This window comes from Pseudomonas sp. HP_01, assembly GCF_055284355.1.
This window is the reverse complement of record NZ_JBTOPV010000005.1, coordinates 1-13,903: the sequence shown is the minus strand read 5'-3', so window position 1 is coordinate 13,903 and position 13,903 is coordinate 1. Positions and strand designations below refer to the sequence as shown.

The window sequence follows — 13,903 nt, the reverse complement described above, 5'->3', positions numbered from 1 at the left end:
ACGGCGACCTGACCCCACGTCAGGTCGCCGCCGCGACTATCGATGCAGGCGCAGGTCCAGGGTCATCGGCAGCTCATCGTTGAGGGTCAGCGCAGGAACCTGCCGTTTGCCGGGGCTGTGGCCGACCCGGAAGAACCGCGCCAGACGCCGGCTTTCCGCTTCATTGGCGTTCACCGGCAGGGTCTCGTAATTACGCCCGCCAGGATGGGCCACATGATACTCGCAGCCCCCCAGCGAGCGCTGCATCCAGGTGTCGAGGATGTCGAAGACCAGCGGCGCATGCACCGGAATCGTCGGCTGCAAGGCATTGGTCGGCTGCCAGGCGCGATAACGCACCCCCGCGACGAACTCGCCCACCCGCCCGGTCGGTTGCAGAGGCACCGGCACGCCGTTGCAGGTGAGCATGTACCGCTGCGGCGGCAGACCGGTGACCTTCAGCTGCAAGCGCTCGAGTGATGAGTCCACATAACGAACCGCACCACCCGCTGCACCCTCCTCGCCCAACACGTGCCACGGCTCCAGCGCCTGGCGCAGCTCCAGCTCGATGCCGCTGACGGCGTAGTCGCCGACCTTCGGAAAGCGAAACTCCAGATGCGCCGCGAACCACTCGGCGCGCACGGGATAACCCGCGTCGTTGAGTTCGGCGATGACGTCGGCGAAATCCTGCTCGATGAAGTGCGGCAGCATGAAGCGGTCATGCAGCTCGGTGCCCCAGCGCGCCAGCTTCGCCGGTGCATAGGGCTCGCGCCAGAAACGCGCGACCAGTGCCCGCAGTAACAGCTGTTGCGCCAGGCTCATCCGCGCGTGCGGCGGCATCTCGAACGCGCGCAGCTCCAGCAGGCCCAAGCGCCCTGTGGCGCCGTCGGGCGAATAAAGTTTGTCGATGCAGAATTCGGCGCGATGGGTGTTGCCGGTCACGTCGATCAGCAAGTTGCGCAGCAGCCGATCCACCAGCCAGGGGGCGCATTCTTCGCCCGGCTTGGGCATCTGCGAAAAGGCGATTTCCAGCTCGTACAGCGAGTCGTTGCGTGCTTCGTCGACCCGCGGAGCTTGCGAGGTCGGGCCGATGAACAATCCGGAGAACAAGTAGGACAGCGACGGGTGGTTATGCCAGTAACTCAACAGGCTGCGCAGCAGATCCGGCCGGCGCAGGAAGGGCGAGTCGCCCGGCGTCGCGCCACCGAGGACAAAATGGTTGCCGCCGCCAGTGCCAGTGTGGCGGCCATCGATCATGAATTTCTCGGTGGTCAGCCGGGTCAGGCGCGCCTGTTCGTAGAGAAACTCGGTGCGTTCGACCAGCTCATCCCACGTCGACGACGGCTGCACGTTGACCTCAATCACGCCCGGATCCGGGGTGATGCGGAAGTTCGCCAGACGCGGATCGCTCGGCGGCTCGTAACCTTCCAGCAACACCGGGCAGCGCATGTCCTCGGCCGTCGCTTCGATGGCGGCGACCAATTCCAGATAGGCCTCAAGGGATTGCAGCGGCGGCATGAACAGATACAACCGCCCGCCCCGTGCTTCGGCGCTCAGTGCGGTGCGGGTCAGCCAATCGGCGGACTCGTCGATCTCGGGTTCGCGGTCAACGCTCGGGTCGCCCTGCTCTGCCAGGCCTTCCAGTCGCGACTGAACCTCGTCGCGGTCGGGCAATTCGGCAAATGCCTGGTTGTGATCGGTCGGGTGGATGTACGGGTATTCCGCCGCCTTGACCCACGGCTGCGAAGCCAGCGGCAAGCGATAGCCAAGGGCAGAGTCACCCGGCACCAGACGGCAATGCTCGTCGCGCAAGTACCAGCGGCCGCTCTGCCAGTGATCGTCGGCAGCGGTCCGCGCCAGCGGCAAGACGTGGCCAATGATCGTGTCCAGCCCTTGGGAGAACACTTTGCGCAGGCGCGCGCGTTCGAGAGGATCTTCCAGACGCGAGGCTTCGGCGCTGACGTTTTTGGGCAGCGCGCCCTCACGCCACAGGTAATAAAAACGGTCTTCGTAAGCCGGGAAAACGTAGCGTGTCGGCAGCTTCAGCCGCTCGGCCACGCTGCGCAGGAAACTGCCCGCCATCTCGCTGTCGGCGCCGTAGTCCCGGGTTTCGTCAGCCACCAGCGCATTGTTGCGCCACACCGGTTGCCCGTCCCGCCGCCAAAAGCAGTTCAGCGACCAGCGCGGCAACTGCTCACCGGGGTACCACTTGCCCTGACCGAAATGAACGATGCCCTGGGGCGCGTAATGGTTGCGCATGCGCTGGTACAACTCGGCGGAGAGCAAGCGCTTCTTCGGGCCCAGTGCGGCGGTGTTCCATTCATCGCCGTCACGGTCGTCGATGGAAACAAAGGTCGGCTCGCCGCCCATGGTCAGGCGCACGTCGTTGGCGACCAGATCGCTGTCGATCTGCCGGCCCAGCGCCTGGATGTCCTGCCACTGCTCTTCGGTGTAGGGCTTGGTGACGCGGGGCGCCTCCCAGATACGTTCCACCGACATCTCGTGGCTGAACTCGGTTTTGCACGGCTCAACCATCCCGCTGATTGGAGCGGCCGAAGACGGCTCGGGACTGCACGCCAGCGGAATGTGACCCTCACCGGCAAACAAGCCGGACGTAGCGTCAAGGCCCACCCAGCCAGCGCCCGGCAGATACACCTCGCACCAGGCGTGCAGATCCGTGAAATCAACATCGGTGCCCGACGGTCCATCCAGCGCTTTGACATCGGCCTTGAGCTGAATCAGATACCCGGACACGAATCGCGCGGCGAGGCCCAGGTGACGCAGCAACTGCACCAGCAACCAGGCGGAGTCACGGCAGGAGCCAGACGCGTTTTCGAGGGTGTATTCCGGCGTTTGAATTCCCGGTTCCATGCGGATCAGGTAACCGATGTCATTGGCCAGACGCTGGTTGAGGCCGACGAGAAAGTCGATCGCCGGGATCGGCGTGCGGTCGATGCTGTCCAGATACGCCTGAAATCTTGGGGTCAGCGGCAGCTTTTCCAAATAGGGCTGCAGCTCGTGGTGCTCTTCGCGGGCATAGGTGAACGGGATCTTCTCGGCGTAGGGCTCAAGGAAGAAATCGAACGGATTGAAGACCGCCATCTCGGCGACCAGGTCCACTTCGATGCGCAGCTCGCTGGTCTTTTCCGGAAACACCAACCGCGCCAGGTAATTACCCTGCGGGTCCTGCTGCCAGTTGATGAAGTGGTTTTCGGGGAGGACTTTCAGCGAATACGACAATACCCGCGTGCGGCTGTGGGCCGCCGGGCGCAAGCGGACGATCTGCGGACCCAGCTCTACCGCGCGTTCGTAGCGGTAATGCGTAACATGGTGCAAGGCAATGTGAATCGACACGGCGTGCCTCCTGCGAGCCTGGACGGTAACGGAGCTGCGCAAGACTTATGCCACCCCGGCAAATCAGGCGCCTCCGGCGTGGAGGATGCTTGTTCAGCCAGGCACAGCACCAAAATCGCGCCAGCCTCAACGAATGGTGCAAGGGTCGCACGGAAATGAGGCAGGTGGGGTTATTTGCACCGGAATGCAAAACGCCAGCTCGAAAGCTGGCGTTTTGTTGGAGCGAAGAAGCTTTGCGCGGGGCCCTTACCGTGGAAAAACCGGCTGGCGCGAAGGCTTCTTGCTTTTGCCGCCTTTGCCACCCTTGGCGGCATCCGCGCGCTCCTTGGCGGCGTCCCTGTTACGAGCCGCCGCAGCGGCCTTGGCCTCTTCACGCTTGTCCCAAGGCTTGCTGCCGTCGCTTGCACGTTGAGGCAAGCCCGTGTGCTGCGTCAGGATCTTGGTGGTCTTGGCGACCTTGTGGCTACCGGCCGGCGTCGAGTTCTTGCGGCGCGCGCTCTGATAGCTATCGGTTTCCACCTGATGCAGCGGAATCAGTTGATGCTTGCCCGGCCCGATAAGATCGGCACGGCCCATCCGCTCCAGCGCTTCACGCAGCATCGGCCAGCCCTTCGGATCGTGGTAGCGCAGGAACGCCTTGTGCAGACGGCGCTGCTCCTCGCTCTTGACGATGGTGACCGAATCGCTCTTGTACGTGACCTTGCGCAGCGGGTTCTTGCCGGAGTGGTACATGGCCGTCGCACTGGCCATCGGCGACGGATAGAACGCCTGCACCTGATCCGCACGGAAGCCGTTGCCCTTGAGCCACAGCGCCAGGTTCATCATGTCTTCGTCGGTCGTGCCCGGGTGGGCCGCAATGAAGTAAGGAATCAGGTACTGCTCTTTGCCTGCTTCCTTTGAGTACTTCTCGAACATGCGCTTGAATTTGTCATAGCTGCCAATGCCCGGCTTCATCATCTGGTTGAGCGGACCTTCTTCGGTGTGCTCAGGCGCAATCTTCAGGTAACCGCCGACGTGGTGCGTCACCAGCTCCTTGACGTACTCGGGCGATTCCACGGCCAGGTCGTAACGCAGACCAGAGGCGATCAGAATCTTCTTCACGCCGGGCAGTTCACGGGCGCTGCGGTACAGCTGAATCAACGCCGAGTGATCGGTATTCAGGTTCGGGCAGATACCAGGGAACACGCACGACGGCTTGCGGCACGCGGATTCGATTTCCGGGCTCTTGCAGGCGATGCGATACATGTTCGCCGTCGGCCCGCCGAGGTCGGAAATCACGCCGGTAAAACCAGGAACCTTGTCACGGATCTCTTCAATCTCGCGAATGATCGAATCGTGGGAACGGTTCTGGATGATCCGGCCTTCGTGCTCGGTGATCGAGCAGAACGTACAGCCGCCGAAGCAGCCGCGCATGATGTTCACCGAGAAACGGATCATGTCGTAGGCCGGGATCTTCTCCTTGCCGTACACCGGGTGCGGAATGCGCGCGTAGGGCATGCCGAACACGTAGTCCATTTCTTCGGTGGTCATCGGAATGGGCGGCGGGTTGAACCAGACGTCCACCTCGCCGTGCTTCTGAACCAGCGCGCGAGCGTTGCCCGGGTTGGTTTCCAGGTGCAGCACGCGGTTGGCGTGGGCATAAAGAACCGCGTCGCCGCGGACCTTCTCCATCGACGGCAGGCGGATGACCGTCTTGTCGCGGGTCATGCGCGGGCTCGCCAGAATCTGCACGACCTTCGCTTCGTTCGGATCCTCAACGTCACCCTTTTCCTGCTCAATGGCGCAGGCCTGGGTGTCTTGAGTGTTCACGTACGGGTTGATGATCTTGTCGATCTTGCCTGGACGGTCGATGCGCGTGGAGTCGACTTCGTACCAGCCTTCCGGCGTATCACGACGAATGAATGCCGTGCCGCGCACATCGGTGATGCTTTCGATCGTCTCGCCATAGGACAGGCGGGTGGCCACTTCGACGATGGCCCGCTCGGCGTTGCCGTACAGCAGGATATCGGCGCAGGCGTCGATCAGGATCGAGTTGCGAACCTTGTCCTGCCAGTAGTCGTAGTGAGCGATGCGGCGCAGCGATGCTTCGATGCCACCCAGAACGATCGGCACGTTCTTGTAGGCTTCCTTGCAGCGCTGGCTGTAGACCAGACTCGCACGGTCCGGACGCTTGCCCGCCATGCCGCCCGGCGTGTACGCATCGTCGGAGCGAATCTTTTTGTCGGCGGTGTAACGGTTGATCATCGAATCCATGTTGCCGGCCGCGACGCCGAAGAACAGGTTCGGCTCGCCGAGCTTCATGAAGTCGTCTTTTGACTTCCAGTCAGGCTGCGCAATGATCCCCACGCGGAAGCCCTGGGACTCCAGCAGCCGGCCGATGATTGCCATGCCAAACGAGGGGTGATCGACGTAGGCATCACCCGTGACAATGATGATGTCGCAGGAATCCCAGCCAAGCTGATCCATTTCTTCCCGGCTCATCGGCAGGAAAGGCGCTGGTCCGAAACATTCGGCCCAGTATTTCGGATAGTCAAATAACGGCTTGGCTGCTTGCATATCGATGACCAGTGTTCGTGTCAGGGGGCGATTTCGCGTGGAAATTCGCGGTCGCGGAGAATAGCACAAATTTTGATCAAGTCCGACGACAGTAGTCGGATAAGTGATCGGCATGACTCTCGACTCTGGAGCCCTTCGGGCCTCAAAGTCGCGATCCAGAGCCCTACTTATTCATCATCATCAAAGTTGTAACTACCCGGCGCGAGGTTTTCGAAGCGGGTGTACTTGCCGATGAAAGCCAGCCGGATGAACCCGATCGGGCCGTTCCGCTGCTTGCCGATGATGATTTCAGCGATGCCCTTGTGTTCGGTCTCGGGGTGATACACCTCATCCCGGTACACGAACATGATGACGTCGGCGTCCTGCTCGATCGCTCCGGATTCCCGCAAGTCGGAGTTCACCGGGCGCTTGTTGGGACGCTGCTCCAGGGAGCGGTTGAGCTGGGACAGCGCGACGACCGGGCAATTGAATTCCTTGGCGAGCGCTTTCAGGGAACGGGAGATCTCGGAAATCTCGTTCGTCCGGTTATCGCCGCTCGAGCCAGGGATCTGCATCAGCTGCAGGTAGTCGATCATGATCAGGCCGATGTCGCCGTGTTCGCGGACCAGACGCCGGGTACGCGCACGCATCTCCGACGGGCTGATGCCGGCGGTGTCGTCGATGAACAGCTTGCGATCGTTGAGCAGGTTGACCGCCGATGTCAGGCGCGGCCAGTCATCGTCATCGAGCTGACCAGAACGCACCTTGGTCTGGTCGATACGACCCAGCGACGAAAGCATACGCATGATCAGCGATTCGCCTGGCATCTCAAGCGAGTAAACCAGCACCACCTTGTCGCTGCGCAGCACCGCGTTTTCCACGAGGTTCATCGCGAAGGTAGTCTTACCCATCGACGGACGGCCTGCGACGATGATCAGGTCAGACTGCTGCAGACCACTGGTCTTTTCGTCCAGGTCGGCGTAGCCCGTGGAGAGGCCGGTAATGCCGTCGCCGATGTTGAACAGCGTGTCGATGCGGTCAATGGCACGGGTCAGCAGGTCGTTGACGCTGACCGGACCGCCTGTCTTTGGCCGCGCCTCGGCGATTTGAAAGATCTGCCGTTCGGCCTCGTCGAGAATCTCTTCAGCGGTACGCCCTTCCGGGTTGAACGCACTGTCGGCGATCTCGGTGCTTATGCCGATCAACTGGCGCAGCGTCGCGCGCTGACGAACGATCTGGGCATAGGCCTTGATGTTCGCAACAGACGGAATGTTCTTCGCCAGCTCGGACAGGTAGCCCAGGCCACCGACTTGCGAAGTCTGGCCTTCTTTGTCCAGCTGTTCGGCCAGGGTCACAACGTCGATCGGCTGGTTCTGATCGGCCAGCTTGGCGATAGCGCGGAATATCAGACGGTGGTCATGACGATAGAAGTCGCCATCCGACACCTGATCAAGCACGCGCTCCCAGGCGTTGTTGTCCAGCATCAAACCACCGAGCACGGCCTGTTCGGCCTCGATGGAATGCGGCGGCACCTTCAGGGCAGCGGTTTGCAGGTCATATTGCTCGGGAGCGGAGATGTCGTTCATGGCCACACGGAAATCAGGGGGGTTGAATCAGGATACTCAGAAATGACAAAGGGCACGACCTGCGAACAGGAACGTGCCCAATGCTAACCGACCGAGGAGCAACTCATCAGCCGGTCAGACTTCTGCACCGAAGTGCAGAAACCATACTGCTTAAGCAGCTACAACAACAACGCGAACGGTAGCTTCAACATCGCTGTGCAGGTGCACGGCTACGTCGTATTCGCCAACGTTACGGATGGTGCCGTTCGGCAGACGAACTTCAGCTTTAGCCACTTCAACGCCGGAGGCGGTCAGTGCGTCAGCGATGTCGTGAGTACCGATCGAACCGAACAGCTTGCCTTCGTCACCAGCGGTGGCAGTGATAGTCACTTCCAGCTCAGCCAGTTGAGCAGCACGAGTTTCAGCAGAAGCTTTCTTCTCGGCGGCAGCTTTTTCCAGCTCTGCACGACGCTCTTCAAACGCGGCCACGTTGGCAGCGGTTGCAGCGGTTGCTTTGCCGAAAGGCAGCAGGAAGTTACGACCGTAGCCAGCCTTAACGTTTACTTTATCGCCCAGGTTGCCCAGGTTGGCGACTTTTTCCAGCAGGATGAGTTCCATTTGGTAAAACCTCTTAACTTTAACCTTCACCGTTCGCAGAACCGTTATCGGCGTCTTTCGACGCCAGACGGCCGCGAAAATCAATCAGGCTGTCGACAATGGCAAACACCACCAGCAACGGGTAGATCAGCTGCATGAACAGCAACAGCGTGACGTACAACCCCACCAGCCAGAACCGTGTCAGGCGCTTTGCAGCCACCAGACCGTGAATCAGGGCCAGGCCCGCGAACATGAGCGGCACGCTGCACAACGGTGTCAGCATCGCCAGTTGAGGACCGAAGTTCGGCCCCACCAACATGCACACCAGCAGCACCAGCATCGGTGCCCGCGGGAGTTTCAGGCTGCGAAATTCGCGCCCGAAACCGCCCGGGTTATACAACAACGCCTGCCAGTACCGCCCAAGGAGCAGGCATACCACGCTGACGATCTGCAACAATGCTGCAATCAGGCCGTTGAGGACCGGTGTAATCAGTGCCCCCAGACGCGCTCGCTCTTCTACCGACATCTGCTGGTAGACATCACCGAAGACGTGGGGCAAGAGCTTTTGCAGCTCCCCCGCCATGGCTTCGATGGGCTCGCGAAAGACCGCGCCCAGAACCACTGCATACAACAATCCAACCGCCACGCTGACCAGCAGCACGCGGACCCAGGACTCGCTGGCGCGCAACACGGCGGCCAGCCCCCAGGAACCCAGCAACACCATCAGGGTGCGAGGTTCACCGAAATACCACCAGACCAACGCCGGCAGCAGAGCCCAGGCAAGGACGCCGAGGGCGTCACTCATCCCGCGTCGCAGGAGCACAAGGCAACCTGCGGCAGCACTCAACCAGAACAACAGCGGCAATGCCGCACATCCAACCACTACGAGAGTGGCCTGCATGCGGCCGCGCATGATGAATTCAGCCATGGCGCGCATGCGATCTATCCCTTACTGCGTTTGTCGACTACCTGGTCTCAGCGGCCGTGGCTGTCGGTGTAGGCCAACAGGGCCAGGAAGCGGGCGCGCTTGATAGCGGTAGCCAGCTGACGCTGATAACGAGCTTTGGTACCAGTAATGCGGCTAGGAACGATCTTGCCGGTTTCAGATACGTAGGCTTTCAGGGTGTTGAGATCTTTGTAATCGATCTCCTTCACATTTTCAGCTGTGAAGCGGCAGAATTTACGACGACGGAAGAAACGTGCCATGTAATGGGCTCCTCAAAAGGTCCGTGGATTACTCGTCAGCGTTATCGCTGTTGTCGCTGTCATCACCATCGGCGCCATCGGCGTCGGAGTGCTCAGGACGGTCGCGACGCTCACGGCGCTCACTGCGGTTTTCTTCAGCCTTGAGCATCTCGGACTGGCCAGTAACAGCTTCGTCGCGACGGATGACAAGGTTACGGATCACGGCATCGTTGTAACGGAAGTTGTCTTCCAGCTCGGCCAGAGCCTTGCCAGTGCACTCAACGTTCAGCATCACGTAGTGAGCCTTGTGAACATTGTTGATTGCGTAGGCCAGTTGACGACGGCCCCAATCTTCCAGACGGTGGATCTTGCCGCCGTCTTCTTCGATCAGCTTGGTGTAACGCTCAACCATGCCGCCGACTTGCTCGCTCTGGTCCGGGTGAACCAGAAAGATGATTTCGTAATGACGCATGAATGCTCCTTACGGGTTGTAGCCTGCCGCCAAAGCGGTCAGACAAGGAGTGAATAACACTGGTTTATCTTGCACAGGGACAGGCACATGAGCGCCTGCCATGACAGCAAGGGGCGCAATTGTAGAGAAGGGGTCGGAGGGGCGCAAGGAGATTGGTGAATATTTGAACAATGACGCTGAGCTACAAGCTACAAGCCGGAGCGTGACTGGCTCGAGCTTGAGGCTTGCAGCTTGAAGCTCGCTACTGACAACTACTTCTTGGCAGCGGCGCGCTGGCGCAGGGCTTCGAACAGGCAGACGCCTGTCGCGACCGAAACGTTGAGGCTGCTGACGCTACCCGCCATCGGCAGGCGCACCAGATAGTCGCAATGCTCGCGGGTCAGGCGTCGCATGCCTTTGCCTTCGGCGCCCATGATCAGAATGGTCGGGCCGGTCAGGTCCTGCTGGTACAACTCCTGCTCCGCCTCACCCGCAGTGCCGACGACCCACAGGCCGCGCTGCTGGAGTTTTTCCAGCGTGCGCGCCAGGTTGGTCACGGCGACGAGAGGAATGACCTCCGCCGCACCGCATGCCACTTTCCGAACGGTCGGCGTCAATGTCGCGGACTTGTCCTTGGGCACGATCACTGCCAGTGCGCCCGCCGCATCGGCAGTCCGCAGGCAGGCACCGAGATTATGAGGATCGGTGACTCCATCCAGCACCAGGATCAGCGGCGGACCTTCGGTGCGGTCCAGCAGCTCGTCGAGCATTGCCTCGCCCCAGACCTGGCTCGGACTGACGTCCGCCACCACGCCCTGATGAACACCTTCTACCCAGGCGTCCATTTCGCGACGCTCGGCCTGCCCCACCGACACACGGTTCTGCGCGGCAAGCTCGATGAGCACCTGAACCCGTGGGTCGCTGCGCCCTTCAGCCAGCCAGATCTGTTTGACCCGCTTTGGGTGATGACGCAACAGCGCCTCTACGGCATGAACACCGTAGATTTTTTCCAGCTGACTCATGACTTAGCCTTAGGTTTGCGCACGCTGCCACTGCCCGAAGCAGAGGTCGAGCCCGACTTGGACGACCCCTTGCGATGTTTGCTGGTTTTACCTGATGCGCCAGCGGAATCACTCGTCGACTTTCCCGACGATGCCTTGCTACCACCCTTGGCTTCGGTCAGCAGCGCTTTCTTCATTTCCCGGCTTTTGCGCACTTCTGCGTTCTTGGCAGCCGCGTCACCGGGCCGATAGGCCTCGGCAACAGGCTCTTTCGCAGTGCGGCGACCAGACTTGGAAGCAGATGACGATTCCTTTGAGTCCTTGCCCTTATCTGCCGCAGCAGGTTCAGACGTTCGACGCTTACGGCCAATGGGCGCGCTGGTGGTCTTTTCGGACATTTCGAAGTCGATCTTGCGCTCGTCAAGATCAACGCGCATGACGCGCACTTCAACGGTGTCGCCCAGGCGGAAGCTACGACCCGTGCGCTCGCCAGCCAGACGATGGTGGACCGGATCGAAGTGGTAGTAGTCACCCGGCAATGCGGTGACGTGGACCAAGCCTTCGACGTAGATATCGGTCAGCTCTACGAACAGACCAAAGCCGGTGACAGCTGTGATCACGCCCGGGAACGACTCGCCAACGCGGTCTTTCATGAACTCGCATTTCAGCCAGTTCGTGACGTCGCGGGTCGCCTCATCGGCACGGCGCTCGCTCATCGAGCACTGCTCGCCCAACTGCTCGAGCATCGGCTCGTCGTATGGGTAAATGCGCGCCTTCGGAATGACAGGAGCACCGGCACGGCGAACGTGCGGCGTTTCCTGCTTGGAGCGGATCACACTGCGGATGGCGCGGTGAGTCAGCAAGTCCGGGTAGCGACGAATCGGCGAGGTGAAGTGGGTGTACGCCTCGTAATTCAAGCCGAAGTGGCCGTGATTATCGGAGCTGTATACCGCCTGACTCAACGAACGCAACATAACGGTCTGGATCAGGTGGTAATCCGGACGGTCCTTGATGGTTTCGAGCAGCGCTTGATAGTCCTTCGGCGTCGGGCCGTCTTTGCCCTTGTGCAGGGAAAGACCCAATTCGCCGAGGAAAGCACGCAGCTTTTCCAGGCGCTCAGGCGGCGGACCGTCGTGGACGCGGTACAGCGCAGGAATCTCGTGCTTCTTGAGAAACGCTGCAGTCGCCACGTTCGCCGCAAGCATGCACTCTTCAATCAGCTTGTGCGCATCGTTGCGAGTGGTCGGACGGATCTCGGCGATTTTGCGCTCGGTCCCGAAAATGATCCGGGTTTCCTGGGTTTCAAAATCGATGGCACCGCGAACATGCCGGGCACCCAGCAGGACTTTGTACAGCGCATAAAGCTGCTTCAGGTGCGGCACGACGTCGCCATACTGCTCGCGCAGCTGCTTGGCTTCGGCGGCTTTCGGATGCTCCAGCATCGAGCTGACTTTGTTGTAGGTCAGACGCGCATGGGAGTGAATCACGGCTTCGTAGAAAACGTAGTCGGTCATCTCGCCGGTTTTGGAAATCGTCATCTCGCAGACCATCGCCAGACGATCAACCAGCGGATTCAGCGAGCACAAGCCGTTGGACAGTTGCTCAGGCAGCATCGGGATCACGCGCTCGGGGAAATACACCGAGTTGCCGCGCACCTGAGACTCAGCGTCCAGCGCCGAACCGAGTTTCACGTAGCTTGATACGTCGGCGATGGCCACGTAGAGCTTCCAGCCGCCGGAGAACAGGCGCAGCTTGCCGGGTTTGGCTTCGCAGAAAACAGCATCATCGAAGTCGCGAGCATCTTCGCCGTCGATGGTGACGAATGGAAGGTGACGCAGATCGACGCGGTTTTCCTTGTCCTTCTCTTCGACTTCCGGCTTGAGCTTGGCGGCTTCTTTCAGCACAGCCTCGGGCCAGACGTGAGGGATGTCGTAGGTACGCAGCGCGACATCGATCTCCATGCCGGGCGCCATGTAATTGCCCACCACCTCAACCACGTCGCCTTGCGGCTGGAAACGCGGGGTCGGCCAGTGGGTGATTTTCACCTCGACGAACTGACCGACCTTGGCGCCGTTGTTACGGCCCGGGGTAATCAGCACTTCTTGCTGGATCTTAGGGTTGTCCGGCTGGACGAAACCGATGCCGCTTTCTTCGAAATAGCGGCCCACTACGGTTTCGTGCGCGCGGGAGATGACTTCGACGATCACGCCTTCGCGGCGACCGCGACGGTCAAGACCCGAGACGCGCGCCAATGCACGGTCACCATCGAACACCAGGCGCATTTGCGCAGGGCTCATGAACAGGTCGTCGGAACCGTCATCCGGGACCAGAAAGCCGAAGCCGTCACGGTGGCCGCTGATGCGACCCAGGATGAGGTCCAGCTTGTCGACTGGCGCGTACGTGCCGCGACGGGTGTAAATCAATTGCGCGTCGCGCTCCATGGCACGGAGCCGACGTCGCAAGGCCTCGATCTGATCTTCAGTCGTCAGGCCAAACTCTTCCACCAACTGCTCGCGGGCAGCGGGCGAACCGCGCTCGGAGAGGTGCGCCAGAATCAGCTCACGGCTAGGGATGGGGTTTTCGTATTTTTCCGCTTCACGAGCGGCCTCGGGATCGAGGGACTGCCAATCGGCCATTAGAATGAATTCACCTTATCTGTATGTAATTAGTTTGGCATATACCAGATTGAAACGCGAAGACAGCGTTTGCTGGGACTTTTCGCTATTTCAAATTATTTTTGCACGGGGGCTTTACAGCCTTCAATCTCCTCCGTAAGATGCGCCCCACAACGACGGCACTGCCAAGTTGTAGTTGAAATCAAACGAAATATCGAATGAAATCAACGAACTGCCCAGATGGTGAAATTGGTAGACACGCCAGCTTCAGGTGCTGGTGACCGCAAGGTCGTGGAAGTTCGAGTCTTCTTCTGGGCACCAATTCAACGAAACCGAGCCTTGGCTCGGTTTTGTGCATTTTATGGTTTGAAAAGTCAAGTCTGGCAAACAGCGCTCAGCGTAGATCACTTCCGCTGCCCTCTCCCATGGGGCAAACGAATCGCTGAACAGCCTCCCGAAGAAATTCAAAAATTCAGTTGCACTCCTGCGAAAAATCTAATTAAATCAGCGCCATGCCCAGATGGTGAAATTGGTAGACACGCCAGCTTCAGGTGCTGGTGACCGCAAGGTCGTGGAAGTTCGAGTCTTCTTCTGGGCACCAAACAAACAAAACCGAGCCGAGTG

The 13,903-nt window shown here is 60.2% G+C and carries 9 protein-coding genes and 2 tRNA genes; 2 read left to right on the top strand and 9 right to left on the bottom strand.

The genetic code is table 11. The features are described 5' to 3' along the window. Window positions 1-36: 36 nt before the first annotated feature. The 9 genes from ACYAR8_RS04860 to rnr all read right to left on the bottom strand — a co-directional run bounded on the left by ACYAR8_RS04860 (window position 37) and on the right by rnr (window position 13,300). Entirely contained in the window at window positions 37-3,330 is a 3,294-nt protein-coding gene (locus tag ACYAR8_RS04860) for a transglutaminase family protein (RefSeq protein ID WP_463579220.1), read from the bottom strand. A 246-nt stretch (window positions 3,331-3,576) separates the two neighbouring features. Next, entirely contained in the window at window positions 3,577-5,886 is a 2,310-nt protein-coding gene (locus ACYAR8_RS04855) for a YgiQ family radical SAM protein (protein WP_108119052.1), read from the bottom strand. 167 nt (window positions 5,887-6,053) lie between these two features. Then, window positions 6,054-7,451, bottom strand: coding sequence for a replicative DNA helicase (gene dnaB / locus ACYAR8_RS04850; protein WP_065987793.1), 1,398 nt, complete (start codon window positions 7,449-7,451; stop codon window positions 6,054-6,056). A gap of 150 nt (window positions 7,452-7,601) precedes the next feature. Continuing rightward, window positions 7,602-8,048 (bottom strand): 50S ribosomal protein L9, encoded by a 447-nt coding sequence (gene rplI / locus ACYAR8_RS04845; RefSeq protein ID WP_065987794.1) that lies wholly within the window; start codon window positions 8,046-8,048, stop codon window positions 7,602-7,604. Window positions 8,049-8,067: 19 nt separating this feature from the next. After that, window positions 8,068-8,964: a YybS family protein gene (locus ACYAR8_RS04840; protein ID WP_065987795.1), complete on the bottom strand. Its 897-nt coding sequence runs from the start codon at window positions 8,962-8,964 to the stop codon at window positions 8,068-8,070. A 38-nt stretch (window positions 8,965-9,002) separates the two neighbouring features. After that, window positions 9,003-9,233 (bottom strand): 30S ribosomal protein S18, encoded by a 231-nt coding sequence (gene rpsR, locus ACYAR8_RS04835; RefSeq protein WP_037015707.1) that lies wholly within the window; start codon window positions 9,231-9,233, stop codon window positions 9,003-9,005. A gap of 28 nt (window positions 9,234-9,261) precedes the next feature. Beyond that, on the bottom strand, window positions 9,262-9,684 hold the full coding sequence (gene rpsF, locus ACYAR8_RS04830) for a 30S ribosomal protein S6 (RefSeq protein WP_065987796.1): 423 nt from the start codon (window positions 9,682-9,684) through the stop codon (window positions 9,262-9,264). 251 nt (window positions 9,685-9,935) lie between these two features. Then, a complete protein-coding gene (gene rlmB, locus ACYAR8_RS04825; RefSeq protein WP_037015712.1) occupies window positions 9,936-10,685 on the bottom strand; it encodes a 23S rRNA (guanosine(2251)-2'-O)-methyltransferase RlmB in 750 nt (249 codons plus the stop codon). Continuing rightward, on the bottom strand, window positions 10,682-13,300 hold the full coding sequence (gene rnr / locus ACYAR8_RS04820; protein WP_074891414.1) for a ribonuclease R: 2,619 nt from the start codon (window positions 13,298-13,300) through the stop codon (window positions 10,682-10,684). The genes rlmB and rnr overlap by 4 nt, the downstream gene beginning before the upstream one ends. A 213-nt stretch (window positions 13,301-13,513) precedes the next feature. Between rnr and ACYAR8_RS04815 the strand changes: the two genes are divergently transcribed. Together ACYAR8_RS04815 and ACYAR8_RS04810 are read left to right on the top strand one after the other, a co-directional pair. After that, window positions 13,514-13,600, top strand: a tRNA-Leu gene (locus ACYAR8_RS04815). Window positions 13,601-13,793: 193 nt separating this feature from the next. Then, a tRNA-Leu gene (locus tag ACYAR8_RS04810) sits at window positions 13,794-13,880 on the top strand. Window positions 13,881-13,903 lie beyond the last annotated feature (23 nt).

Coding starts and splice junctions, on each gene's coding strand:
- ACYAR8_RS04855 (WP_108119052.1), bottom strand. CDS start 5,886: ATGCAAGCAGCCAAGCCGTTATTTGACTATCCGAAATACTGGGCCGAA.
- dnaB (WP_065987793.1), bottom strand. CDS start 7,451: ATGAACGACATCTCCGCTCCCGAGCAATATGACCTGCAAACCGCTGCC.
- rplI (WP_065987794.1), bottom strand. CDS start 8,048: ATGGAACTCATCCTGCTGGAAAAAGTCGCCAACCTGGGCAACCTGGGC.
- ACYAR8_RS04840 (WP_065987795.1), bottom strand. CDS start 8,964: ATGCGCGCCATGGCTGAATTCATCATGCGCGGCCGCATGCAGGCCACT.
- rpsR (WP_037015707.1), bottom strand. CDS start 9,233: ATGGCACGTTTCTTCCGTCGTCGTAAATTCTGCCGCTTCACAGCTGAA.
- rpsF (WP_065987796.1), bottom strand. CDS start 9,684: ATGCGTCATTACGAAATCATCTTTCTGGTTCACCCGGACCAGAGCGAG.
- rlmB (WP_037015712.1), bottom strand. CDS start 10,685: ATGAGTCAGCTGGAAAAAATCTACGGTGTTCATGCCGTAGAGGCGCTG.
- rnr (WP_074891414.1), bottom strand. CDS start 13,300: ATGGCCGATTGGCAGTCCCTCGATCCCGAGGCCGCTCGTGAAGCGGAA.